21 protein-coding genes are annotated in these 22,933 nt (G+C 71.6%); 10 read left to right on the top strand and 11 right to left on the bottom strand.

From position 1 onward, the window contains the following. Positions 1 to 26: 26 nt before the first annotated feature. The 3 genes from HRF36_RS13175 to HRF36_RS13185 all read left to right on the top strand — a co-directional run bounded on the left by HRF36_RS13175 (position 27) and on the right by HRF36_RS13185 (position 4,568). Complete coding sequence (locus tag HRF36_RS13175) at positions 27 to 1,538, top strand: FAD-dependent oxidoreductase (RefSeq protein ID WP_371740174.1); 1,512 nt, start codon at positions 27 to 29, stop codon at positions 1,536 to 1,538. Positions 1,539 to 1,948: 410 nt separating this feature from the next. After that, positions 1,949 to 4,081, top strand: a complete 2,133-nt coding sequence (locus HRF36_RS13180) for a DEAD/DEAH box helicase (protein ID WP_173210608.1) — start codon at positions 1,949 to 1,951, stop codon at positions 4,079 to 4,081. Between the two features lie 91 nt (positions 4,082 to 4,172). Beyond that, the gene (locus HRF36_RS13185; protein ID WP_173210609.1) at positions 4,173 to 4,568 is read left to right on the top strand and encodes a VOC family protein; all 396 of its coding nucleotides are present in this window, start codon (positions 4,173 to 4,175) and stop codon (positions 4,566 to 4,568) included. Positions 4,569 to 4,685: 117 nt separating this feature from the next. On the opposite strand, the gene HRF36_RS13190 is transcribed toward HRF36_RS13185, so the two are convergent. Beyond that, entirely contained in the window at positions 4,686 to 5,726 is a 1,041-nt protein-coding gene (locus HRF36_RS13190) for an NAD-dependent epimerase/dehydratase family protein (RefSeq protein WP_173210610.1), read from the bottom strand. A gap of 5 nt (positions 5,727 to 5,731) precedes the next feature. Then, the gene (locus HRF36_RS13195) at positions 5,732 to 6,004 is read right to left on the bottom strand and encodes a mycoredoxin (protein ID WP_043596421.1); all 273 of its coding nucleotides are present in this window, start codon (positions 6,002 to 6,004) and stop codon (positions 5,732 to 5,734) included. 83 nt (positions 6,005 to 6,087) lie between these two features. On the opposite strand from HRF36_RS13195, the gene HRF36_RS13200 reads away from it, so the two are divergent. Beyond that, a complete protein-coding gene (locus HRF36_RS13200) occupies positions 6,088 to 7,845 on the top strand; it encodes a pyruvate dehydrogenase (RefSeq protein ID WP_173210611.1) in 1,758 nt (585 codons plus the stop codon). Between the two features lie 91 nt (positions 7,846 to 7,936). Here HRF36_RS13200 and HRF36_RS13205 read toward each other — a convergent pair whose 3' ends face one another. After that, the gene (locus tag HRF36_RS13205; protein ID WP_173210612.1) at positions 7,937 to 9,292 is read right to left on the bottom strand and encodes a phosphotransferase; all 1,356 of its coding nucleotides are present in this window, start codon (positions 9,290 to 9,292) and stop codon (positions 7,937 to 7,939) included. Positions 9,293 to 9,367: 75 nt separating this feature from the next. On the opposite strand from HRF36_RS13205, the gene HRF36_RS13210 reads away from it, so the two are divergent. Next, entirely contained in the window at positions 9,368 to 10,978 is a 1,611-nt protein-coding gene (locus tag HRF36_RS13210) for a CYTH and CHAD domain-containing protein (protein WP_173210613.1), read from the top strand. A 277-nt stretch (positions 10,979 to 11,255) separates the two neighbouring features. On the opposite strand, the gene HRF36_RS13215 is transcribed toward HRF36_RS13210, so the two are convergent. From HRF36_RS13215 to HRF36_RS13235, 5 genes are all read right to left on the bottom strand, one after another. After that, positions 11,256 to 11,648, bottom strand: a complete 393-nt coding sequence (locus HRF36_RS13215; RefSeq protein WP_173210614.1) for a DUF1697 domain-containing protein — start codon at positions 11,646 to 11,648, stop codon at positions 11,256 to 11,258. Positions 11,649 to 11,653: 5 nt separating this feature from the next. Further along, positions 11,654 to 13,762 carry a S9 family peptidase gene (locus tag HRF36_RS13220; RefSeq protein ID WP_173210615.1) on the bottom strand — a complete coding sequence of 703 codons (2,109 nt, stop codon included), beginning with the start codon at positions 13,760 to 13,762 and terminating at the stop codon, positions 11,654 to 11,656. Positions 13,763 to 13,782: 20 nt separating this feature from the next. Then, the gene (locus HRF36_RS13225; protein ID WP_173210617.1) at positions 13,783 to 14,061 is read right to left on the bottom strand and encodes a hypothetical protein; all 279 of its coding nucleotides are present in this window, start codon (positions 14,059 to 14,061) and stop codon (positions 13,783 to 13,785) included. Positions 14,062 to 14,122: 61 nt separating this feature from the next. After that, positions 14,123 to 14,653 carry a hypothetical protein gene (locus HRF36_RS13230; protein ID WP_043596432.1) on the bottom strand — a complete coding sequence of 177 codons (531 nt, stop codon included), beginning with the start codon at positions 14,651 to 14,653 and terminating at the stop codon, positions 14,123 to 14,125. Between the two features lie 48 nt (positions 14,654 to 14,701). After that, positions 14,702 to 15,055 (bottom strand): hypothetical protein, encoded by a 354-nt coding sequence (locus HRF36_RS13235; protein WP_254281336.1) that lies wholly within the window; start codon positions 15,053 to 15,055, stop codon positions 14,702 to 14,704. Positions 15,056 to 15,158: 103 nt separating this feature from the next. On the opposite strand from HRF36_RS13235, the gene HRF36_RS13240 reads away from it, so the two are divergent. Then, positions 15,159 to 15,656 (top strand): 8-oxo-dGTP diphosphatase, encoded by a 498-nt coding sequence (locus HRF36_RS13240; RefSeq protein ID WP_173210619.1) that lies wholly within the window; start codon positions 15,159 to 15,161, stop codon positions 15,654 to 15,656. A gap of 128 nt (positions 15,657 to 15,784) precedes the next feature. Continuing rightward, positions 15,785 to 16,084: a hypothetical protein gene (locus tag HRF36_RS13245; RefSeq protein ID WP_173210621.1), complete on the top strand. Its 300-nt coding sequence runs from the start codon at positions 15,785 to 15,787 to the stop codon at positions 16,082 to 16,084. A 63-nt stretch (positions 16,085 to 16,147) separates the two neighbouring features. Here the strand turns inward: HRF36_RS13245 and HRF36_RS13250 are convergent, their stop codons facing one another. From HRF36_RS13250 to HRF36_RS13260, 3 genes are read right to left on the bottom strand one after another with little or no spacing between them, the layout of a single operon-like run. Continuing rightward, entirely contained in the window at positions 16,148 to 16,381 is a 234-nt protein-coding gene (locus HRF36_RS13250; RefSeq protein WP_173210623.1) for a hypothetical protein, read from the bottom strand. A 19-nt stretch (positions 16,382 to 16,400) separates the two neighbouring features. Further along, positions 16,401 to 17,783, bottom strand: a complete 1,383-nt coding sequence (locus HRF36_RS13255) for an ABC transporter permease (RefSeq protein WP_173210625.1) — start codon at positions 17,781 to 17,783, stop codon at positions 16,401 to 16,403. 49 nt (positions 17,784 to 17,832) lie between these two features. After that, positions 17,833 to 19,581 (bottom strand): sodium:proton antiporter, encoded by a 1,749-nt coding sequence (locus tag HRF36_RS13260; RefSeq protein ID WP_173210627.1) that lies wholly within the window; start codon positions 19,579 to 19,581, stop codon positions 17,833 to 17,835. A 144-nt stretch (positions 19,582 to 19,725) separates the two neighbouring features. On the opposite strand from HRF36_RS13260, the gene HRF36_RS13265 reads away from it, so the two are divergent. The 3 genes from HRF36_RS13265 (at position 19,726) to HRF36_RS13275 (ending at position 22,887) form a co-directional block, all read left to right on the top strand. Beyond that, a complete protein-coding gene (locus HRF36_RS13265) occupies positions 19,726 to 21,285 on the top strand; it encodes a carboxylesterase/lipase family protein (protein WP_173210629.1) in 1,560 nt (519 codons plus the stop codon). Between the two features lie 112 nt (positions 21,286 to 21,397). Further along, positions 21,398 to 22,678: an inorganic phosphate transporter gene (locus tag HRF36_RS13270; RefSeq protein WP_173210631.1), complete on the top strand. Its 1,281-nt coding sequence runs from the start codon at positions 21,398 to 21,400 to the stop codon at positions 22,676 to 22,678. Beyond that, positions 22,678 to 22,887, top strand: a complete 210-nt coding sequence (locus HRF36_RS13275) for a hypothetical protein (RefSeq protein WP_173210633.1) — start codon at positions 22,678 to 22,680, stop codon at positions 22,885 to 22,887. The genes HRF36_RS13270 and HRF36_RS13275 overlap by 1 nt, the downstream gene beginning before the upstream one ends. Positions 22,888 to 22,933: the final 46 nt, after the last annotated feature.

Here is a 22,933-nt window from a genome sequence, read left to right on the forward strand (position 1 = left end):
GGCGCGCGACGCCCGAGGGGCCTACCGTGGCGCGCAGCACCTACTCGCGCACCCGGAGGCCCCTCATGCCGTCACCCTGGCTCGACGCCGCGCCCGACGTCACGACCGACAGGATCGATCCCAAGACCGTCTACGACGACGTGATCGTCGGTGGCGGTCTGACCGGCCTGGTCACCGCCCTGTTGTTCGCGCGGCGCGGGCACCGCGTCGCCGTCCTGGAGGCTCGGTCGGTGGGCAGCGTCGCGAGCGGCAGCGGTTCGGCGTCGATGTCGCTCTTGCAGGGCAGACAGCTCCAACGCATCCGCACCAACACCTACCAGAGCGTCGTGGACGCCTACGTCGCGGGCAACCGGGCGGGCTTCGACTGGATGGTCGACTACCTGGACGAGGCCGGGGTCGAGGTCGAGCGCCGGGACGCCTTCAGCTACTCGACGACCCGGGGCGGCATCGCGGCCGTCGACGACGAGTACCTCGTGGCCCGGAAGGCCGGCCTTCCCGTCGTCAAGGAGTTCGGCCTCGACCTGCCGTTCGGCACCACGGGCGGCCTGCGGCTTCCCGACCAGGCGCAGTTCGACCCGATGCAGGCGATCGCAGCCCTCGTGGCCGACGTTCGGGCCCTCGGCGGCGTCGTCGTCGAGGGGGTGCGCGTGACGGGTGTCGACGCGTCGAGCCCGGTGGTGACGCACAGCGACGGCCTCGACGTCTGCAGCCGCAGGGTGCACGTCACGACCGGCAGCCCGGTCCTCGACCGTGGCCTCTACTTCGCCAAGCTCCGCAGCGAGCGGTCCTACGGCCTCGCCTTCGACGGCGCCGAGCACCTGCCCGAGGGCATGTACCAGGCGGTCGACGGTCCCACCCGGTCGTTCTCGGCGGTGGGCGACCGCCTCGTCACCGGCGGTAACCGACACGCGGTGGGCCGCGCCTCCTCGACCACCGCGCTGGTCGACGACCTCGTCGACTGGACCACACGCCACTGGCCAGGGGCCCGCCTGACCCACTCGTGGAGCGGTCAGGACTACGGCACGCCCCACCACGTCCCGTTCGTCGGCTGGCTGCCCCGCGGTCGAGGACGCATCTACCTGGCGACGGGCTACGAGCACTGGGGACTCACCAACGCGGTCCAGGCGGCGATGACCCTCGTCTCGGACGTGCTCGGCGACCCGGAGCCCTGGATGACCGCCCTGCACAAGCGCGTCACGACGCCGATCGCGATCGCCTCGGGCATCGGCATCAACGCCGCCGACGCCTGGTGGGCCGCCAAGGGCTGGGCCGGGGCGATGACCAACCGGCTGGTGGCCGTGGCACCGGCCGAGGGCCAGGGCGAGGTCGGACGCTCGGGCGGCTTCGCCCCCGTCGCGCGCTCCACCGTCGACGGCGAGGTGTGCACCGTGTCGGCCATCTGCCCGCATGTCGTCGGCATCGTCACCTGGAACGACGCGGAACGCTCGTGGGACTGCCCGGTGCACGGTTCGCGGTTCGCCTCCGACGGCAGCGTGCTCGAGGGCCCCGCGACCCGCGGGCTGCGTCGCCGCGGCTGACCCCCCGCCACCGAACGGTCGTCGGGTCCCGCCGTCACCCACCCATCGCGACCGGGCCACGAGACACGAGGAGGCGCTGGTGGCGTACCGGCGCGTCGTACGCGTAAACTGTCCCCAGCTTCACCGCCCGGGTGTTCTCCGGTCCGCGCCTCCTCCGGTGCGAGTCGACACCTCGGCGTGACGGGGCTTCGGGGCACGTGCCGTCGTCGGACTGCCCGCCACGAAGGTCGCCCGTCACGAAGCCGGTACAGCTGTCCACCGCGCGGCACCCCGCCCCGCACGCATCCGGCGCGACCGTCTCGGTCGCCGTCCGTCCGGGTCACCGAGCCTCTCGGTGCCCCGCGCAGCACCCACCGCCGACATGGCGGCACAGCACCGTCGACGTCCCGCGTCGACCACGAGGAGGAGCCTTGGCTCGACCAGGCCAGCGTCAATCGGGTGGCACCCGCACCGCCCAGCGTCCGAACCGTCGCCGCGAGGTCGACAACGACGGGCTGATCCCCGTCCTCGCCCGCGCCGTGCGCGAGGTCGAGGCCGCCGCCCAACGTGGTCAGGTGAAGCCGTCGAGTCGGACCAAGTTCCAGGTCATCGCGTTGCTCATGCGAGAAGAGCGGGCGCGGGTCAGGGTCGACAAGGCCATCAGCGAGTCCGAGCGAGCCGAGCAGATGAAGCGACTCGACGGGGTCGCCCAGATCCTCGCCAAGACCGCCGCCCGCGACACGTCGCTGATCACCCTGCTGGGTGAGGCGGCGACCGTCAGCGAGGCCGCCCGGACCCTCAAGCGCGACATGCAGATGTCGGCCGGGCTCGAGCTCGAACCCGAGCAGCAGATCATCGTCACCGAGGCCGCACCCGTGGCCGTGGCCTCCGACCGCCAGGTCGTACCGCAGTCGGTCGTCTCTCGTCAGCTCGCGAACCCCTTCCTTCCGCCCGATTTCGCACTCGCCGAGGTCGCTCGCGAGGCGCACCCGCGTCGCCTCGCCAACTGGGAGCTCTTCGGTCCGCTGTTCAAGTCGTTCGAATACGGCGCCGGCGGCGGCTCGGCCTGCATGCCGCTGCCCGAACCGACCACCGTCGACGCGCCCGCGGGCGCGACCCTCATGCACCACCAGGCTCAGCTCGTCGAGTCCGCCCGCCAGGGTCACCGCACCTACCTGCTCGCCGACGAGCCCGGCCTCGGCAAGACCGCGCAGGCTCTGCTCGCCGCTCAGGCGGCGGCCGCCTACCCGCTGCTCGTCGTCGTGCCCAACGTCGTCAAGACGAACTGGGCCCGCGAGGTGCAGTTGTGGACGCCGACGCGATCGGCGACCGTCATCCACGGTGACGGCGAGAAGCTCGACGCGTTCGCCGACGTCGTCATCGTCAACTACGAGGTGCTCGACCGTCACGTCGGCTGGCTCGGCGACCTCGGCTTCAAGGGCATGATCGTCGACGAGGCGCACTTCATCAAGAACAAAGAGTCGCAGCGCTCGCGCCACGTGCTGCAGCTCGCCCAGCGCATCCGCTCGCGCACCGCCCACCCGCTGCTGATGGCGCTGACCGGCACCCCGCTGATCAACGACATCGAGGACTTCCGCGCCATCTGGGAGTTCTTGGGCTGGATCGGCGACAAGAAGCCGAACGCCGAGCTGATGGAACGCCTCGAAGACGTCGGGCTGACGCCCGCCGACCCCGGATTCTTCTCGTCGGCCCGCGAGATCGTCATCGACCTCGGCATCGTCCGTCGCAAGAAGGTGGACGTCGCCTCCGACATCCCCGCCCGCCGCATCGCCGACCTGCCCGTCGAACTCGACGACGAGGTGGGCCGCTCGATCCGCGACGCCGAGCGCGAGCTCGCCCGCCGCATGGTGCAGAAGTACCGCACCGCGCTCACCACCCGCACGTCGGGCGTCCGGGTCGAGGGCATCGACCACGATCTCGTCCGCCAGGTCGCCAAGTGGGAGCTCGAGGACGCCAGCGCGTCGAGCACGGGCGAGAACGTGTTCAGCATGGTGCGCCGCATCGGTCAGGCCAAGGCCGGCCTCGCCGCCGACTACACGGCGCAGCTGGCCCGCAACGTCGGCAAGGTCGTGTTCTTCGCCAAGCACATCGACGTCATGGACGTCGCCGAGGCCACGTTCGCCAAGCGAGGCATCAAGTACGCCTCGATCCGCGGCGACCAGACCCCGGCCGTCCGCCAGCGTCAGATCGATGCCTTCGTCAACGATCCCGACGTCGAGGTCGTCGTCTGCTCGCTCACCGCGGCGGGTGTCGGGCTCAACCTGCAGGTCGCCTCGAACGTCGTGCTGGCCGAGCTGTCCTGGACCGACGCCGAGCAGACGCAGGCGATCGACCGCGTGCACCGCATCGGTCAGGCCGAGCCCGTCACCGCGTGGCGCGTCATCGCGGCACAGACGATCGACACGAAGATCGCCGAGCTGATCGACAGCAAGGCCGGTCTGGCCGCCCGTGCGCTCGACGGTGACGACTCCGAGGTCGTCGACTCCGTGGACGTCCAGCTCTCGGCCCTCGTCGCCCTGCTCACCGAGGCGCTCGAGGGCTGACCCGGCCCCCGTGTCACCCGGTCGACGGAGTCCCTCTCAGTCGAGGCGAGTTCGGTGGTCGGAGAACACCCGACCACCGAAGGAGCACCTCATGCCCGAACTCTCCGGCTACGCCCACGTCGCCATCACCGTCTCCGATCTCGACACCAGCCTCGCCTTCTACGAGAAGTTGCTCGGTGCCGGCCCCGTCGGCCGCATCGAGCTCGACGGCCTCGACCGCCGCATCTTCTCGGTCGGCAACGGGCAGATCCTCGGGGTCACGGCCTACACCGACGGATCGTCGGCGGTCTTCGACCCGACGGTCCCCGGGCTCGACCACATCGGTCTCGCCGTGACCGACCGCGACGGCGTCGTCGCCTGGCAGGAACACGCCACGTCGCTCGGCATCGAGTCCGACTTGCAGGACGCCGACTTCGGCCACGCCCTGATGATCAAGGACCCCGACGGCAACCAGATCGAGTTCTTCGCCCCGCCGGCCCAGAGCTGACACGGGCCGCCCGACGGCATCACCGGGAGTTTCGTGCACCGCGCCCCGACGAGATCGGGTGTGCTGCACGACACGCGGTGACGTGGTTCACCGCCTGAGGCCGCGGCCCGGGCGGCCTCAGCGGTCGCGGGCGGCGGCGATCAGGTCGCGTTCGTCGCCTGGCGTCAACCCCGCACCGTGGGGGCCGACCGGGCCGGGACGCGAGAGCTCCCAGGCGAGGACGTCGCGCAACGTCTCGTGCACGGGGCGCGGAACGAGGCCCGCGGCCCGACCCGCGCCTCCTGCCCGGGCACCGAAGCCCGCGTGCGTGGTGACGGGCACCCAGAGCGGCAGCGACCGGGGCCCCGCCCAGGGCGCCACCTCGTGTGCCTCGAGCCAGGTCTCGTCGACGGGGACGACCTCGCCCGTGTGGCCGGTGATCTGTCGAGCAGCCGCCAGGTGATCGGTCAGGGACTGCCGGTCGCCCACGGCGTCGTATGTGCCCGAGAGGCCTCTCTCGACCGACGCCACGATCCAGGCCGACAGATCGCGCACGTCGACGGGCTGCACCTCGAGGCCCGGAACGTCGGGCACGAGCACGGGATCGGCGCCGGACGACCCGGCGCCCCCGGCGAAGCGGAGCGGCCACCACCCCGTGCGACCCGTGTGGTCACCCGGGCCGCCGATCAGCCCTGCCCGCACGACCAGGGATCGGTCGACACCGAAGGTCTCGACGACGGCACGCTCACCGGCGACCTTGGACCCGCCGTAGTCCGACTCGTCGGCGTCGACGAGGGCGGCCGACTCGTCGGCCCCGGTCGTCGCGGTGTCGGCGTAGACGCTGACGCTCGACACGAACACGAAGGAGGCGCTGGCCGGCTCGAGCACCGCGACGGCCTCGCGGACGTGCGAGGCGTCGCGGCTCAGGTCGACCACCGCGTCCCAGCGCTGCCCGGTGGCCAGCACGGCGTCGTAGGCGCTGGGCGTGCCCCGGTCGGAGGCGACGAACCGTGCACCGTCGGGGACGGTGCCGGACGACCCGCGGGCGAGGCAGGTGACCTCGTGGCCCCGCGCGAGGGCGGCCGAGACGATCTCACCACCGAGCCACGCGGTCCCACCCAGCACGAGCAGGCGAAGGGCCGGGGGTGTCGCAGCGGACGAGACCGTCGCATCCGCCACGATCGTCAGAGGCCCAGCTTCGCCTGCACGTCGGCGAGCGACGGGTTCGTCGCCGTCGAGCCGTCGGGGTAGATGATCGTCGGCACGGTCTGGTTGCCGCCGTTGGCCTTCTCGACGATCTCGGCCGTGCCGGGCACCTCTTCGATGTTGACCTCGGTGAAGGCGATGCCCTGCTTGCCGAGCTGTTGCTTGAGCCGGGCGCAGTAGCCGCACCACGAGGTGCTGAACATGGTGATGCTGCCGGACTCGGGGACGTACGTGCTCGCGATGTCGCTCATGCACCCAGGCTAAGCCCGGTCGTCGGTGAGCGCCGGGGGAGTTGGCTGGGAGGCGTACCAGCACGCACCACGAAGGGAACACCATGGCAGACACGGTCGCGGACCAGATCATCGCCCAGCTCGTCACCGCCGGGGTCCGGCGCATCTACGGCATCGTCGGCGACAGCTTGAACCCGATCGTCGACGCCGTGCGTCGCACCGGTGGGTCGGCGAAGGGCGGGATCGACTGGATCCACGTCCGCAACGAGGAGGCCGCGGCGTTCATGGCCTCGGGTGACGCCCAGATGAGCGGCGAGCTCGCCGTCTGTGCCGGGTCGTGCGGGCCGGGCAACCTGCACCTGATCAACGGCCTCTACGACGCGAACCGCAGTCGCGCGAAGGTGCTGGCCATCGCGAGCCACATCCCGAGCACGATGATCGGCTCGGACTACTTCCAAGAGACGCACCCCGACCGCCTCTTCGTCGAGTGCTCGGGCTACAGCGAGATGATCTCGACGGCCGAACAGTCACCGATGGTCGTCGCGAGCGCGATCCGGCACACCCTGGCGGGTGAGGGCGTCAGCGTCATCACGTTGCCGGGTGACATCGCCGAGCTCGACGCGGGCGGCAAGGTACCTGCCTACGTCAGCGTCCGCCCGCCCGAGCTCGTGCCCGACCGGCACGACGTCCAGGCCCTGGCCGACGCGATCAACGAAGCCGACACCGTCGCGTTCTTCGTCGGTGAAGGCGGACGCGGCTCGCACGACGAGATCATCGCGCTGGCCGACCTCGTGGGGGCCCCGATCGGGCACAGTCTGCGCGGCAAGGACGTCATCCAGTACGACAACCCGTTCGACGTCGGCATGACCGGTCTGCTCGGCTACGGCGCCGCCCACGCCGGCATCCACGACGCCGACCTGCTCGTGTTGCTCGGAACCGACTTCCCGTACCCGCAGTTCCTGCCGGACGCCTCGAAGGTGACCATCGCGCAGGTCGACGTCGACGCCGCCGTCATCGGTCGTCGCGCCGACGTGCAGGTGCCCGTCCACGGCGCGATCGCCCCGACCCTCCGGGCGCTCATGCCGCTGGTGACCCGCAAGAAGAACCGCAGGTTCCTCGAGAAGACGCTCAAGAAGCACGACAAGCTGATGAGCGGTGCCGTCGGGGCCTACACGAAGAACGTCGAGAAGATGCGGCCGATCCACCCCGAGTACGCGGCCTCGCTGCTCGACGAGGTCGCCGCCGACAACGCGATCTTCACCGCCGACACGGGCATGGGCAACGTCTGGGCCGCCCGGTACGTCACGCCGACCCCGCGCCGTCGCATCTTCGGGTCGTACCTGCACGGTTCGATGGCCAACGCCCTGCCGCACGCGCTCGGCGCGCAGATGGCGTACCCCGACCGCCAGGTGGTCTCGATCTCGGGCGACGGCGGGCTCTCGATGCTGATGGGCGAGCTCGTCACGGCGCAGATGTACCAGCTGCCCGTCAAGATCGTGGTGTTCAACAACTCGACGCTCGGTCTCGTGAAGCTCGAGATGCTCGTCGACGGGTTCCCCGACTTCGGCGTCGACGTGCCGTACACGGACTACGCGGCGGTCGCGCGCGCCATCGGCATCCACGCCGTCCACGTCGACGATCCCCGCGACCTCCGAGCCGCGTACGAGGCGGCGTTCGAGCACCCCGGCCCGGCGCTCGTCGACATCGCGACCGACCCTCAGGCGTTGTCGCTGCCGCCCACGATCACGGGCGCCCAGGTGAAGGGCTTCTCCCTGGCCATGTCGAAGATCGTCATGAACGGCGGGGCGGGCGAGGCCGTGGCCATGGCTCGATCGAACCTGCGGAACGTCCCGCGCCCCTGAGTCGGCGGCCGCGCCTCCTGGTCCTCGCCCTCGGGGGATCAGGAGGCGCGGTGCCGGACGGCAGGGAGGAGCGGCCCCCTGCTCCGTCGGTTCAGCCGGCGGTGGGTGCGCTACGGGCCGCGAGGCGGGCGACGGCCGCGAGCGGGATGTCGATCCAGTCGGGCCGGTTGCGGCTCTCGTAGATGGCCTCGTACACGGCCTTGTCGATCTCGAACGCGTCGAGCAGCGCGCGGGCGGCGCGCACGTCGACGCCGGACGAGGCCACGTAGCCGTCGACGAACGCCCGACGCGCATCGTGTGCCCAGGACTTCGCGTCGACCGGAACCGCCTCTTGCGCCAGCGACCCGGCCACGTAATCGAACGACCTCAGCATGCCGGCGATGTCACGGATCGGCAGATCGGGGCGTGATCGCTCGGGCATGGGCCGCAGGGGCTCGCCCTCGAAGTCGATCAGCATCCAGCCGCGCTCGGGCGAGAGCAGGGCCTGACCGAGGTGCAGGTCGCCGTGGATGCGTTGCAGGTCGGGCCAGTGCAGGTGCTCGGCCGCGTCGTAGACGGCCTCGATCGCGGCGGCGTGTTCGGCGATCTGCGGCACCTCCCGCGCAGCCGTCGTGATGCGGCGGCGCATGCTCGTGAGGGCACCGGCGATCTCGTCGTCTCCGGCCGGGACCGTGCCGAGGTCGGCGGCGAGGGTCGCGTGCACCTCGGCCACGGCCACGCCGAGCGCGTGGGCCTCGGCGGTGAAGTCGGTACCGTCGGCCGCAGCGGTCAGGGCCACGCGCCAGGCGTCCTCGAGACCGGGCAGGAACTCCTGCGAGAAGGCGAGGTGCCCGGTGGCCGTGCCGCCCTCACGTCCCACGTCGGGCCAGGTGGCGCGCAGCGAGCCGAACGACGAGGGGACGTGCGTCGAGCCGCCCCGGGTGAGGGCGGCCTGGGTGGTGACGTCGGGGTTGTCACCGTGGTGCAGCACCCGGAAGACCTTCGCGATGACCTGGTCGACGGGGCCGCCCTCGACGTCGTACACGATGGACGTGTTCGACTGCTCGCCCGAGAGCACGCGCGATCGGCGCACCCGCCCGGGGTCGACGATGCGCGTGCCGTCGACCGTCACGTCGGCACCGACGACGTGGGACTCGTCGGTCATCGTGCGCAGCAGCTCACGGGCGTACGCCGGGTCGTGCGGTCCGTCGTAGAGGTAGCGACCGTCGGCCGAACCGATGAAGGCCGCGTCGCCGCCGGGCAGGGGAGTCGACCGGCTGACGAGCGGCACCTGGTAGAGGACGGGGACGTCCGCGGCCTCGTCGATGATCAGCAGCGTCATGGCGAGGGCGTCGTCCACCTCCGCCTCGAAGGAACCGATCACCCGCAGGGCGGGCGTACGACCCTTCGTCGCGTACCAGCGCTGACGCGCCATCCATCCGGCAAGACTCGGGGCCACGTCGCTCATGCGACGACCCTACGCCGGGCCGATCCGCGAGGCCCGGGAGGCGGCCCACCAGCCCCCTCGACTAGAACGGAGGACATGAGCACCGCATCCCCCCGCCGCACCGAACAGACCGAGATCGAGCGCAAGTACGACGTCCACGAGAGCGCCCGCGTGCCCGATCTGGTCGGTGCCGGCGGTGACGGCCACACCGAGGGGCTCGTCGTGGCCGCGGTCGAGCAGGACGACCCCGTCGAGCTCTCCGCGACCTACTGGGACACCGTCGACCACGCCCTGCTCGGGGCCCGGACGACCCTCCGGAGGCGCGAGGGCGGTGGCGACGCCGGTTGGCACCTAAAGCTGCCGCCGTCGGTCGGCACGTCCGGTCGTCGCGAGGTGCACTGGCCGCTCGGCGAACCGGACGAGAGGGTGCCGGACTCCCTTCGTCGGCTGGTCGAGGCCCGGTTGCGTGGCCGGTCCGTGCATCCCGTCCTCCGTCTGGAGACGACACGCACGACCACCCGGCTGATCGACGGCTCGGGTCGCGACATGGCCGAGCTGGCCGACGACGTCGTGCGGGCGTCGAACCCCGACACCGCCGTGTTGCGCACCTGGCGCGAGTGGGAGGTCGAGCTGGCGCCAGGAGTCGACGGTGTCGAGGGCGAACGACTGCTCGACGCGGTCGCCGAGAGACTCGAGGCCGTCGGGGCGTCCGTGTCGTCGTCGAAGTCGAAGCTGGCCCGCGGGCTGGGCTCGGAGCCGGCCGGCGACGGTACCCCGGCGGACGGCGGCACGGACGGGCTCGACGCGTCCACGTCCTCGTCCGCCATCGCCCCGAAGAAGAGCTCGGCCGCGGCCTTCGTCGCGTCCGCCGCGGCGGGCCTGCGTGACGAGCTGCTGGCGGTCGACGCCGCCGTACGCGACGACGAGCCGGACGCGGTACGCCGGCTCCGGACGGCGATGCGCCGTCTGCGCGCTCTGCTGACGGTGTGGGACGGTGTCCTCGACCCCGGGCTGGCCGCGACCGTCGTGGCGGGTGCCGCCCACGTCGGCCACGTGTCGGGGGCCGCTCGCGACGTCGAGGTGGGCCGGGGCCGGGTGGCGACCCGCGCCTCCTCGGCTCCGGCGGGCTTCGTGGCCGTCCAGGCCACGGGGCGGCTCGACGCCTGGCTCGGCGAACGCCTCGGCGAGGCCGTCGGTGACCTGCGGCGCCTGCTCGATTCGGGGGCCTGGTTCGACCTGCTGGACGCAGTGGACGCGCTCGTCGCGGCTCCGGCGACGGGGGAGCATGCGGCGGATCCGGCGGCCGAGCTCTCGGCGGCGAGGCTGCGGGCAGAGCGGAAGCGGACGAAGCGGGCCGTCCGGGCGGGGCTCGCGGCCCTCGACGCAACGGATCTCCAGAGCGGAGCGGACGCGGTCCCGGCCCTCGACGACGCCAGGAAGGCCGCGCGGCGGCTGCGGTACGCCCTCGAGGCCGACCGGCCCCGCGGCGGGTCCGGTCGCGGCCGTGCACGCCGGGCCGAGGCTGTGCAGGACGCCCTCGGCGAGCACCGGGACGCCCTGGCCGCGGTGCGGACGGTGCGCGAGGTCGCGGCGTTCGCCCACCGGTCCGGCGAGGACTCGTTCGGCTACGGCGTGCTGGCGACCCTCGAGACGAGGCGGGCCGAGAAGGCCCTCCGCCGCTTCCGCCGGGCTGCCCGACGACTCTGACCGCGCCGGACGCCGAACACGGGCGTGTCCGTGGCGGACGGTCGATGGCGCCCGCCCGCATCCGCCGGACTCGCCCGTCCTCGGGCGGGCCCTCCGACGCCGGGCGGGCCCTCCGACGCCGGGCGGGCCTGACCCGACCGTGCGTCCCTCCGGCGGCGGGCCGAACCCGACATCGGCCGCCCGACACGCCGCACCCAGGGAGACATGAGCGGCGTGTCGACGCCCGGTGGTCGCGATGTGCACAGGGAGTGCAGGCAGGGCAGGGCAGAGCTGGGGGTCAGGGGGCTCGGCGGGCGAGCAGTGCTTGCAGCTTGCGGACGGTGGCGTCGTTGCGGGCCGTGACCGGGGTCGGCAGTCCGCGCCACCAGGCGGCGGGCACCCGCGAGGAGAGGACGCCCGCCGGGAGCCACTGGTAGACGACGTCGGGCGAGACGACCAGTTCTTCGTCGCCCAGGTCGACGTCAGGAGGCGCGACCCCGCCGAGTGCGCCTGGCACCTCGGCGAACGCCACCGACAGCAGCTTCGGCTCGCGACCCCCGCGGCCGTCGGGCGCGTCGTCGCGGAGCGGGTTCTCGTCGGCCAGACGGGCGGCCACCTGACGCAGGTCGGCCATGGCCACGCGCTTGGCCGTGCCGACGTTGACGCCCCGCAGCAGCGCGACGTGGTCCACGACGGTCAGGCTCGCCCGAGCACGTCGAGCATCCAGGCGATCTCGAACGCCCGCTCCCGCCAGGACTCGTACCGCCCGCTGACGCCGCCGTGCCCGGCTGACATCTCGGTCTTGAGCAGCACCGGCGCGCCGACCTCTCGCAGTCTCGCCACCCACTTGGCGGGCTCGACGTACAGCACGCGGGTGTCGTTGATCGAGGTCACCGCGAGGATGCGCGGATACGACACGTCGTCCCGGACGTTCTCGTACGGGCTGTAGCCGCGCATGTACTCGTAGACCTCGGCGTCGTGCAGCGGATCGCCCCACTCGTCCCACTCGATCACCGTGAGGGGCAGGTCGGGGTCGAGGATGCTCGTCAGGGCGTCGACGAACGGCACGGCCGCGACGATGCCCGCGAACCGGTCGGGGGCGATGTTGGCGACCGCACCCATCAGCAGCCCGCCCGCGCTGCCCCCCTCGGCCACCATGAGCTCCGGAGTCGTGCGCCCCTCGGCGATCAGGTGGTCGGCCACCGCGACGAAGTCGGTGAAGGTGTTCTTCTTCGTCAAGGTCTTGCCGTCCTCGTACCACGAGCGGCCCAGTTCGCCCCCGCCGCGGACGTGTGCCACGGCGAACACGACACCACGGTCGAGCAGCGACAGCCGGGCCACGCTGAAGCCCGGGTCGATGCTGTGCTCGTACGAGCCGTAGCCGTAGAGGTGCAGCGGGGACGGTCCCTCGGTGGGGACGGCGTCCCGACGCCAGACGAGCGAGACGGGTATGCGCGTGCCGTCGGCCGCCGTGGCCCACTCCCGGGCCTGGTCGTAGTCGGCCGGGTCGTAGCCGCCGAGCACGTTCTGCCGTTTCAGCAGGTGACGCTCGCCCGTGCGCACGTCGAGGTCGTAGACCGTCGACGGCGTGACGAACGAGGTGTAGCCGAAGCGGACGGTCGGCTGCCCGAACTCGGGGTTGCCGCCCACACCGGCGGCGAACAGCGGCTCGTCGAAGCCGATCTCGGCGACCTCGCCGTAGCCGTCGGGGCCGAGCGGCACGACCGCGAACCGCGGCAGGGCGTCGCGGCGGTACTCGATCACGAGGTGGCCGGCGAACGCGTCGACCGTTTCGAGCCGGACGGAGGCGCGGTGCTCGACGATCACACGGCGGTCGGTGGTCGAGGTGGGGTCGTCGGCCGGCACGTCGACCAGCTCGAAGTTCTCGGCTCCGTCGTTGTGGACGATCAGCAGGCGGTCGCTGCCCGCGACGATCGCGTGCTCGACGTCGTACTCGACGCCCTCGCGCCGCGGCCAGACCACCCGGAACTCGCCGGTGGGGTCGGTCGCGTCGAGCAGCCACGTCTCGCTGGTGATCTTCGAGCCGACGTCGATGACGAGGTACTGACGGCTCCGGGTGAGGCCGACACCGATCCAGTAGCGGTCGTCGGTCTCGGTGAAGACCGTGACGTCGTCGCCGGGCTGCCCGACCTCGTGTCGCCAGATGGTGTCCGGCCGCCAGGACTCGTCGACGGTGGGGTAGAAGACGTAGCGGCCGGTGGCGTCGAACAGGGCGCCGGCGGCCGTCCCGGTGACCACGTCGTCGAGGTCGCGACCGGTCGCCAGGTCGCGGATGCGCAGCGTGTACCGCTCGTCGCCCTCGACGTCGACCGCGTAGGCGAGCAGCGAGCCGTCGGGGGAGACGTCGAAGCTGCCGATCGAGAAGAAGTCGTGGCCGTCGGCCTCGATGTTGCCGTCGAGGAGGACCTGCTCGGACTCGGCGGCCTCGCCCGCCTCGATCGACGGGGGCGTCCAGTCGTCGCGCCCCGAGATCGGGGCGCGGCAGTGGATGCCGTACTGCTGCCCTTCGGCCGTTCGCGAGTAGTACCACCACGAACCCTCACGGACGGGGACGCCGAGGTCGGTCTCTTGCACCCGGCCCTTGATCTCGTCGAAGACGGTCTGACGCAGCTCGGCGAGGTGCGCGGTCTCGGCCTCGGTGTGCGCGTTCTCGGCCTCGAGGTGTGCCACGACCTCGGGGTCGTCCTTCGCACGGAGCCACTCGTAGTCGTCGACGAAGTCGTGACCGTGGTGCGAGCGGGTGGCGGGCTTCTGGGGGGCGCGGGGAGCGGGAACGGAGGCCATCACCCGAGCCTAACGGCGGCTCAGATCGAGCGGTCGCTCGCCGTGATGCCGCCGAAGGCCGGCACCTCGGGGTACTCGTCCGACGCCACGTGCACGTCGGCCGGGTCGGGGGCCTCGCCCTCGCGGGCCTCGTCGATCGCCTGTTCGGGCGTGCCGGCCTTCTCGGCGGCCGATTCGGAGTGCGTTCCGGGGACGGTGTGGGTCGCGTCGACGTCGTGCCCGGCGGGGTCGGTCGCCGTGGACGTCTCGTCGCGGGGTGGCGTGCGGTCGGATGCCGGGGTCTCGTGGCGGTCGCTCATGTCGAGGACGTTACCCGCGCCTCCTCGGCGTCGTCCGACCCGACGGGCGGTCTACTCACGGTCAGTCGTCGACCGGCAAGGCCGTGGTCGGCGCGGTCAGCCCCTGGACGGTTGCTCCGAGGTGCGCCTCGCCCGGCTCGAGGTCGGAGATCGAGCGGCGGTCGGACCGCAGCCGCCGGACCGAGGCGTTCAGCCGCGCGTGCAGTTGCATGAGGTGCAGCCGGTAGCGCTCGGGGGCGTCGTCGCTGTCGTCGAGGAAGGTGTTGCAGGCGAGGGTCATCTCGTTGAGCACGGGCAGGGCCGACGAGCGCGGACGGAGGGCTCGCCGAGCACGACGGATCTCACCCCGCAGAGCCGAGATGGAATGGCGGGCCTGCTCGTAGACCGGGTCGAGCGCTCGGGGATTGGGACTGAGGCGTGGGGCCACCCGGCGCAGCACGCGCCGGAAGTGGATCTCGGTGATGAGCTCGTTCAGGGCCGACGCCTCACGGCGCCGCGACTCGATCAGTCGCACGAGCAGGTTCGACGCGAACGCCGCCCCGGCACCCACGAAGGCACCCACGGTCACGGTCACGACGTCCCACCAACTCATGGGGTCACGCTACGGCTCACCACCGACAACCGGGTCGGGGTGCGACGGTCAGCGCGAGGCGTCGTCGAGGCGCCCCATGAGCGACCAGACGGCACGCGACAACTCGGGGTGCCAGAGCGCGATGGTTCGCAGGTAGCCGAGCTCGTCGGCGAGCCCGAGCCCCGTCGCGGTCGGCACGCCGTCGGTGCCGAGGGCGTCGGCCCGCAACGAGATGACGACCTGTTCGTCGACCGTGGGTAACCCGGGGATGACGTCCCAGGGGTCCTCTCCGTTGCGGCACCGCAGTTCGATGAGCGCGGAGAGCTCGTCGTGGGCCTCGGCGCGCAGCACCTCGAGACTGCGACCGGCACCACGGAACTCGGGCCCGGGGCGTCGCTTCCCGCTCGATCGTGCTTCGGACATGACGACGAGCCTACGCGCGAGCTGCCGAGCCGTGCCCGGGGACGCGACCCGTGCCTCCTGAGGGCCGCCTCGAGGGCGAGACGGCAGCCGATAGCCTTCCGGCATGTCGGTCTACCGCGTCTGCGTCACCTACCTGTTGCGTGAGAACGAGGGGCGCCTCGAGGTGCTGTTGGGTCGGAAGAAGCGTGGACTCGGCACGGGCCACTGGGTCGGGCTCGGCGGCAAGCTCGAGCCGGGAGAACGGGTCGAGGAGGCGGCGGTCCGCGAGATCGCGGAGGAGAGCGGGGTCGAGGTGGTCGCCTCCGACCTCGACCGACGGGGCGATCTGCTCTACCTCTTTCCGCACCGTGAGAGCTGGAGCCAGCGGTCGACGGTGTTCGTGGCCACGCGGTGGCAGGGCGAGCCGGCCGAGAGCGACGAACTCGCGCCGCGCTGGTTCGGCCTGGACGAGCTGCCCCTCGACGAGATGTGGGACGACGCCTCGCGCTGGCTCCCCGGGGTGCTCACCGGGGGACAGATCGCCCGGACGTTCGTGTTCGCCGCGGACCTCGCGACGGTCGCCTCCGAGGGGCCGCTACCCGACGGACACGCTGGTCCCTGAGGCGTTCACGACTAGACGGTGCCCCTCGCAGAGGGGGGCGCGGCCGACGCGCGTTCCCTTTATCGTCGGACTCGAGACGGATTCCGGGGGACACCCCGCCGTCCGACAGGACTTCACGGGGGAACGACATGACCAGCTACGACGGCCTCACGACGACCTCGTTCACGGCGCTGGACGGGACCTCCCGGGCCGTTCGTGCCCGTGCGATGCCCGTGTGGCTGCCGGCCGTCGCCTGGGCCCTCGGCCTCGTCGTGGTCGTCGTGGCCGCGGCCTTCGGAGGCGCGCTGCTCGCCCTGTCGAGCCTGGGCGTCGTCGCACTCGTCGCCGGGATGGCCGCTACGGCCGCCCGGTGGCACCGCATCGAGCGACTCGCAGCCGTCGAGCTGGCCGAACGACGTGCCTCGGCCGCCGAGACACGTCTCGTCTGACCGTCCCTCGGTCAGGGGGCCGGCCTCTCGTCGAGGAGGCCAGTGCCCGGCAACGGCCCCGGCTCAGCGTCCGCGTCGAGCCCTGGTGCGGTTCAGTCCCGCGCGGACGAAGAAGTCGACGACGCCCGTGAGCACGGCACCGACCACCGCGATCCAGGCGTACCCCACGAAGCGCGCCGCGACGTCGGGACCACCCTGCGGCGCCAGCGTCACCGAGAGGACGTAGAGCGAACCGGCGGTGATCAGCAGCAGGACGACGAGGGCGACGAGCAGACGGTGCAGGGTGTTCGTGTTCACGAGGGTCGAGGGTACCGCGTCAGCCCTCGGCGCCGTGGTCACGACCGGGGTGCGCCACCTCGGCCCGGTCGGTCGAGACGACCCGGACGGGTCGCGTCGTGAGCTCCTCGTTCTCGAGTCCGCCGGGTGCGCCGAGGAACATGTCGCCTCGTTCCTCGGGGTCGCCGAGATCGTCGCGCTCGGCGGCCGGGATCGTGTTGATCGTGCCCGTGTCGGTGGCCACCAGGCCGTGCCGGGCGAGCACCTCGTCGCGCTCGGCCGTCAGGAACTCGCGGTTGGCGTTCTGGGCGTCGGCGAACATCGTGGTGCGGCCCGACACGATGCGGGCGATGCGTCGGTTCTCCCACCACCGCTTGCCGACGACCATCAGGACGATGCCGAGCGCGGCATAAGAAAGCATCATCGTGATGCCGCGGCCGTATCCGGGGCCCACGCCGTAGAGCACGCGCTTGAGCATCTCGGTGATGCCGCTGCCGACCACGACGGCGTTGAGCCACGCGAACGGTTGGGGCATGAACCATGCGGGGTAGGCGGCGCCCGAGGACGGCATGGACAGGAAGACGAACACGATCATCGCGGGCAGGGCGACGAATCGTCCGACGAAGTAGCTGATGCCGTTGACCGCGAGACCGATCGCGATGATCCAGGCCCAGGCGATGAAGAAGAGTGGCACGAAGTGCCCGTCGACTGCTCCGATCACCGGCCCGGCGAGCACGTTCGTCACGAGCGAGATGACGCCGCCGCCGACGCCGATGACGGTCATCCGGGTGCGGTGACGGAGCGGGGCGCCCATCAGACCGATGAACATGGCGACCATGTAGCCGCCGATGCACCACGACAGCATCAGGTACATCGACACCGTGCCGTACTCGTCGTTGGCGGGAAGGGGGGCCAGGTCGGTGACGGTGGGCGTGACACCCTGTGCCTCGAGCACCGGCGTGATCGTCGCGGGGATGAGGGCGGCGACCTGGTACTGGTGGGCGCTCGCGGTGTAGATCGTGGTGTCGCCCGGATCGTAGGCCACGGCGACGTGACCGGCGAGCACCGCCTGCTCGGCCTCGTCGGCCGAGCGGTAGGCGCGGACGTCGATCACACCGGGGCGGGCGTCGTCGAGGCCCGTCTGGAGGTCGGCGGCGGCCGAGGAGGATCCGACCACCGCCACGGGGACGTCGTGTGGGTGGGGCGCGTGGAAGGCCGCGATGTAGCAGAGGCAGAAGCCGACGATGAAGAAGAGCGGCAGCCAGAGCTGCAGACCGATCAACTGCAACGACGGGTGGAGGGTCGAGTACCACCGGCGGTAGCGACCGGGCTCGGGCTTCGGCGGTCCGCCCACGCCGCCGGTCGTCGCCTGGTTCGTCGTGGTCGCCACCGTCCCGTGCCCTCCTGCTGTCGCTCGTCTCACCGGGTCACCGTCTCGCCACCGGTGCGGGTCACGATACGCCGCGGCGGCGTCACGACCTCGTGCTCGTGAAGGCCGAGGTGTCCATGGCGAGCTCTTCGGCGTCCAGGCCGAGCAGCACGCGTCTCATGACCTCTTCGTCGAGGGCGCCGGCATCACGCTCGCGCAGCACCACCTCGCGTCGTTTGGCGAGCAGTTCGCGCCGGATCGAGCCGAGGGCCTGGGGTGCGGCACGACGGCGCGCGCGCTGGGCGGCGGTCGCCCCCGAGACGTCCCGTTCGTCGGCGTCGTCGAGGGCCGTGCGCTGCAGCGCCTCGTTCTGGCGCAACAGCCTCGTCGTCGAGAGCTGGACGGCGCGCTCGGTGAGCTCCGGCCCCCAGCGCTTCTCCCAGTCGGCACGACGCTCGTCGACGTACGCCATGGTCTCGTCGGTGCTCGTCGCGAAGATCGCCAGCTCGGCGGCGAGGTCGCGATCGTGTTGGGTGTCGTCGCGGACGCCGAGCACCCTGATGACGAACGGCAGCGTGAGCCCCTGCAGCAACAGGGTGCCGACCGTGACGATGAACGCGATGAGGAACATGGTGTCGCGCGCCGGCACGGGGATGCTCGACTCGGTGATCGCCGGGATCGACACGGCGGCGGCGAGGGTGACCACGCCCCTCATGCCGGTCCACGAGATGACGCTCAGCTGTCGCCAGTCCATGCGAGGCTGCGGGTGGTAGCGCACCGTCCGCAGGGCCGGTGCCCTGCGGAGTCGGCGGAGGACGGGCACGCGCCGGAGCTTCCTCAGCACCGGCGAGAGGAACAGGTACCGGCCGGCCCGGGCCGCGTAGTACGTGCCGAACACGAAGACCGGCCGCACGAGGACGACCACGGCCAGGACCGCGAGGGCGACGCCGACGCTCTGCCCGAGGCCGCGCTCGCTCTCGCTGACGTCGAGGACGACGGCTCGCAGCTGCAGGCCGATCAGCGCGAAGACGAAGCCCTCGAGCACGACGTCGGCGGCGGACCAGAACGGACGCTCCTGCAGGCGGGTCGCGTAGCCCGTCCGGGGTGAGTTGAAGCCGACGTACAACCCGGCGGCCACGACCGCGAGCACCCCGGAGCCGTTCAGCTCTTCTGCGGCGATGTAGGCGATGAACGGCAACAGCAGACCGATGACGTTCTCGACGACGGGGTCGTCGATGCGAATGCGCACACGGTGGGCGACGAAGCCGAGGGCCAGACCCACTGCCACGCCGACACCGATCGCGAGGCCGAAGATGCCGAGGTCGTCCCACAGTGTGAGGCTCGCGCCGCCCACGATCGCCAGGAACACCTTGACCAGGGTGAGCGACGCGGCGTCGTTGATCAGGCTCTCGCCCGACAGCACGGTCATCACCTTGCGCGGCAGCCCGAGCTTGCGGCCGATGGCGGCTGCCGACACGGCGTCAGGAGGCGCGACCACCGCCCCGACGAGCAGTGCGGCCGGCAGGGTCATGTCGGGGATCATCACGTAGGCGACGGCCCCGACGGCGAACGCCGTGACGACCACGGCCCCCACGCCCAGTCGTGCGATCTGGACCCGGCTCTCGCGGAAGTTCAGCAGGGAGACGTCGAGCGCCGCCGAGTAGAGCAGTGGCGGGAGGACGACGGTCAGGATGACCTCGGAGTCGATCTCGATGTCGGGCACGCCGGGGATCAGCGAGACGAGCAGGGCGACGCCCACCGTCAGGAGCGGGGCGGGCAGCCCGCGCCACCGGGCGAAGGCGGTCACGACGAGCGACCCGGTCAGGATGATCAGCAGCTCGCCGAGGTTCATGTGAGCAGGGCTCCGTCCAGTCGTCGCGGGCAGACGGGTGACGTGCACCCACTGCAAAGTTCACCCCATCTTCTCAGGCACCCCCTAGGAGAACGTCGGGTGAACGGCCCCGGTCCGTCGTCGGACCGGCCGTAGCATCGCTGCGTGACCGCACAGCTCCGGGCGACCGTCCCGGCCCCCGACCTCGTCCGCTCCACCCGCTCGGGCGAGGTCCGAGGCGTGCGGGAGCGCGGCGTCCTCGCCTGGCGTGGCATCCCCTTCGCGGCGCCACCCGTGGGGCGCCTCCGGTTCCGGGCCCCCGAGGCTCCCGCGTCCTGGACGGGCATCCGCGACGCCGGCCGATTCGGGCCGGCCGCCCCGCAGGACCGCGTGCAGTTCGTCGGCGTCGACGCGACCACCCCGCTCAGCGAGGACTGCCTCACCGTCAACGTGACGGCGCCGGACGGGACGACGCCGGGCGACGGACTACCCGTCCTCGTCTTCATCCACGGAGGCGCGTACAGCGTGGGGTCGTCCCGCGAGTTCCCGAGACAGGGCGAGACGCTCGTCCGCGAGGGCGGCATCGTCTACGTCAGCCTCAACTACCGGCTGGGCGCCTTCGGCTACCTGGATTTCAGCCACTGGGCGACCGAAGACCGTCCGTTCGAGTCGAACCTCGGACTGCGCGATCAGGTCGCGGCCCTCGAATGGGTCCGTGACAACGTCGCCGCGTTCGGCGGTGACCCCGATCGCGTCACCGTGTCGGGCGAGAGCTCGGGTGGCAACGCGGTGACGACCCTCATGACCGTGCCTCGCGCTCGCGGCCTGTTCCGCGGTGTCATCGCACAGAGTGCGCCGCCCAACGCGATCTACCCGCCGGACGTGACGCAGCGGTGGGCGGGGGAGTTCCTCGAACTGCTGACCCACGACCTGCACGACGACGACCTCGAGGCCACGAGCGTCGACGATGCGGCCGCGTTGCTCGCCGAGGCTCCGACGACGGCCATCGTCCGGGCAGCGAGTCGGCTGCAACTGCGCACCCCGGACGAGGACCCGGGCACGATCTGCTTCAGCCCGGTCATCGACGGCACCTTCCTGCCCGAACGACCGTTGGACGCCTTCAAGGCCGGCCGGGCCCACCCGGTGCCGTTGATCATCGGCACCAACGACCGCGAGGGGTCGGTGTTCACCGGTCGCCGCGACATCCTCGCGACCACCAAGCCGCGCATCCGGGCCATCTTCGCCGCCACCGAGAAGAAGGCCCGGAAGGCGATCAAGAAGCACTACCCGGGGCTGCCCGCCCGACCTGCGGCCCTCGACTTCGGAGGCGACTACGCGTTCTGGTTCCCGAGCGTCAAGGTCGCCGAACGGCACGCGCTCCACCAACCCGTGCGTTTCTACCGCTTCGACGCCACGACGCGCATCCTGCGCGTGGCCGGGGTCGATGCGTTCCACGGCCTCGAGCTCTGGGCCGTCTACGACCGCATGGGGTCCGCCTTCGGGTGGGCGATGAGCCTGCTGGGTGGCCGTCGGGCCTTCTTGCGCACGGCGGCACGGACCCGCTCGCGCTGGCTCGAGTTCGTCCGCACGGGAGCGGTGGCCGACTGGCCGACCTACGACCCGCACCGACGACGCACCCTGATCATCGACGCCCGCGACCGTGTCGAGCACGACCCACGGGGCGAGCGACGACGGGCGTGGCAGGACTTCGTGCCCCACGTCTGATCGGTGGTGCCACGGCGGCGTCGGGGCGGGCGTCACCTGTCGTCCACCGGGATGTACCCCGCTGGTCACCGTCGAGTTGACCCGCGTTCACCCACCTGTGACACTCAGGCCGGTGGACATCACACTCATCGTCGTCCTGGTCATCGCGCTGGCGCTCTTCTTCGACTTCACGAACGGGTTCCACGACACGGCCAATGCCATGGCGACCCCGATCGCGACCGGCGCGATGAAACCCAAGGTCGCCGTCACGGTGGCCGCGATCCTCAACCTGGTCGGGGCCTTCCTCAGCACCGAGGTCGCCAAGACCGTCTCGGGCGGCATCATCCGCGAGGGCGACGGCGGGGTGCAGATCACCCCCGAGATGATCTTCGCCGGCCTGATCGGCGCCGTCGTCTGGAACATGTTCACCTGGCTGCGGGGTCTCCCGTCGAGCTCGTCGCACGCCCTCTTCGGCGGGTTGATCGGCGCGGCCATCGTCGGCGCCGGCATGGGGTCGGTCGACTTCGGGGTCGTTCTGTCGAAGGTGGTGCTGCCCGCCCTGCTCGCCCCCTTGATCGCCGGGGTGGTCGGGTACACCGCCACGCGGCTCGCGTACACGATCACCCGACGCCGGGACGACAAGAGCGAGCGCGGCGGTTTCCGGTACGGCCAGATCTTCACGTCGTCGCTGGTCGCCCTCGCACACGGCACGAACGACGCGCAGAAGACCATGGGGGTCATCACGCTCACGCTGATCGCGGGCGGCCTGCTCACGCCCGACTCCGGCCCGCCCTTCTGGGTGGTCGTCGTCTGCGCTCTCGCCATCGCCCTGGGGACGTACACGGGTGGCTGGCGCATCATCCAGACGATGGGCGGCGGCCTGACCGAGGTCAAGCCCACGCAGGGCTTCTCGGCCGAGGCGTCGACCACGGCGACGGTCCTCGCGTCGAGCCACCTGGGCTTCGCGCTCTCGACCACGCAGGTCGCGAGCGGGTCGATCATCGGCGCCGGCCTCGGACGTCGAGGCTCGAAGATCCAGTGGGGCACGGCCGGCAAGATCGTCGTCGCCTGGTTCATCACCCTCCCCGCTTCGGCAGCCGTCGGTGCCGCGGCAGCCCTCGTCGCCACGCTCGGCGTCACGGGCCTCGTGATCGACGCCGCCGTCGGCGCGGCCGTCATCGCCGGCATCTTCGTCCTCTCGCGCCGCCGCCCGCACGACCAGGGGGCGGCCATCGAGGTCGACGTCGCCGCCACCTCGGTGCTCTCGCGTCGTCGTGCCCGGCGGGCCATCCGCAAGGGCCGGGTCGACACCCCGGCCTCCGGGATCGAGGCCCCCTTCGTCCGCATGGACGACCCACCCGAGCCCGTCCCCGCCCCCCGCGGCACGGCGCCGATCGACGACGAGGTGCGCTGATGATCGACTGGTCCGCGTTCGTCGTGGTGGCTCTCGTGGCGCTCTTCTCCGCAGCTGCCCTCGTGTCGCTCTACTCCCTCGGCCTGCGCCTCCTGACGGTCGAGGGACGGACGACCGTTCGCACCGCCGCCGGGTACGCCTGCTTCGTCGTCTGCGCGCTCGGGGTGCTGTACGGCATCTACCTGATCATCCCGGGCTTCCACCGCTGATCCGGCCCTGGCGCCTCGTCTCGTCCCCACGAACGGGACCGTCTCG

The organism is Frigoribacterium sp. VKM Ac-2836 (assembly GCF_013248995.1).
Classification (GTDB): domain Bacteria; phylum Actinomycetota; class Actinomycetes; order Actinomycetales; family Microbacteriaceae; genus Frigoribacterium.

Bases quoted from the DNA above. Each gene is read 5' to 3' on its own strand.
- HRF36_RS13185 (WP_173210609.1), top strand. From the start codon at position 4,173: ATGCCCGAACTCTCCGGCTACGCCCACGTCGCCATCACCGTCTCCGAT.
- HRF36_RS13195 (WP_043596421.1), bottom strand. From the start codon at position 6,004: ATGAGCGACATCGCGAGCACGTACGTCCCCGAGTCCGGCAGCATCACC.
- HRF36_RS13200 (WP_173210611.1), top strand. From the start codon at position 6,088: ATGGCAGACACGGTCGCGGACCAGATCATCGCCCAGCTCGTCACCGCC.
- HRF36_RS13205 (WP_173210612.1), bottom strand. From the start codon at position 9,292: ATGAGCGACGTGGCCCCGAGTCTTGCCGGATGGATGGCGCGTCAGCGC.
- HRF36_RS13210 (WP_173210613.1), top strand. From the start codon at position 9,368: ATGAGCACCGCATCCCCCCGCCGCACCGAACAGACCGAGATCGAGCGC.
- HRF36_RS13220 (WP_173210615.1), bottom strand. From the start codon at position 13,762: ATGGCCTCCGTTCCCGCTCCCCGCGCCCCCCAGAAGCCCGCCACCCGC.
- HRF36_RS13225 (WP_173210617.1), bottom strand. From the start codon at position 14,061: ATGAGCGACCGCCACGAGACCCCGGCATCCGACCGCACGCCACCCCGC.
- HRF36_RS13230 (WP_043596432.1), bottom strand. From the start codon at position 14,653: ATGAGTTGGTGGGACGTCGTGACCGTGACCGTGGGTGCCTTCGTGGGT.
- HRF36_RS13235 (WP_254281336.1), bottom strand. From the start codon at position 15,055: ATGTCCGAAGCACGATCGAGCGGGAAGCGACGCCCCGGGCCCGAGTTC.
- HRF36_RS13240 (WP_173210619.1), top strand. From the start codon at position 15,159: ATGTCGGTCTACCGCGTCTGCGTCACCTACCTGTTGCGTGAGAACGAG.
- HRF36_RS13245 (WP_173210621.1), top strand. From the start codon at position 15,785: ATGACCAGCTACGACGGCCTCACGACGACCTCGTTCACGGCGCTGGAC.
- HRF36_RS13260 (WP_173210627.1), bottom strand. From the start codon at position 19,581: ATGAACCTCGGCGAGCTGCTGATCATCCTGACCGGGTCGCTCGTCGTG.
- HRF36_RS13275 (WP_173210633.1), top strand. From the start codon at position 22,678: ATGATCGACTGGTCCGCGTTCGTCGTGGTGGCTCTCGTGGCGCTCTTC.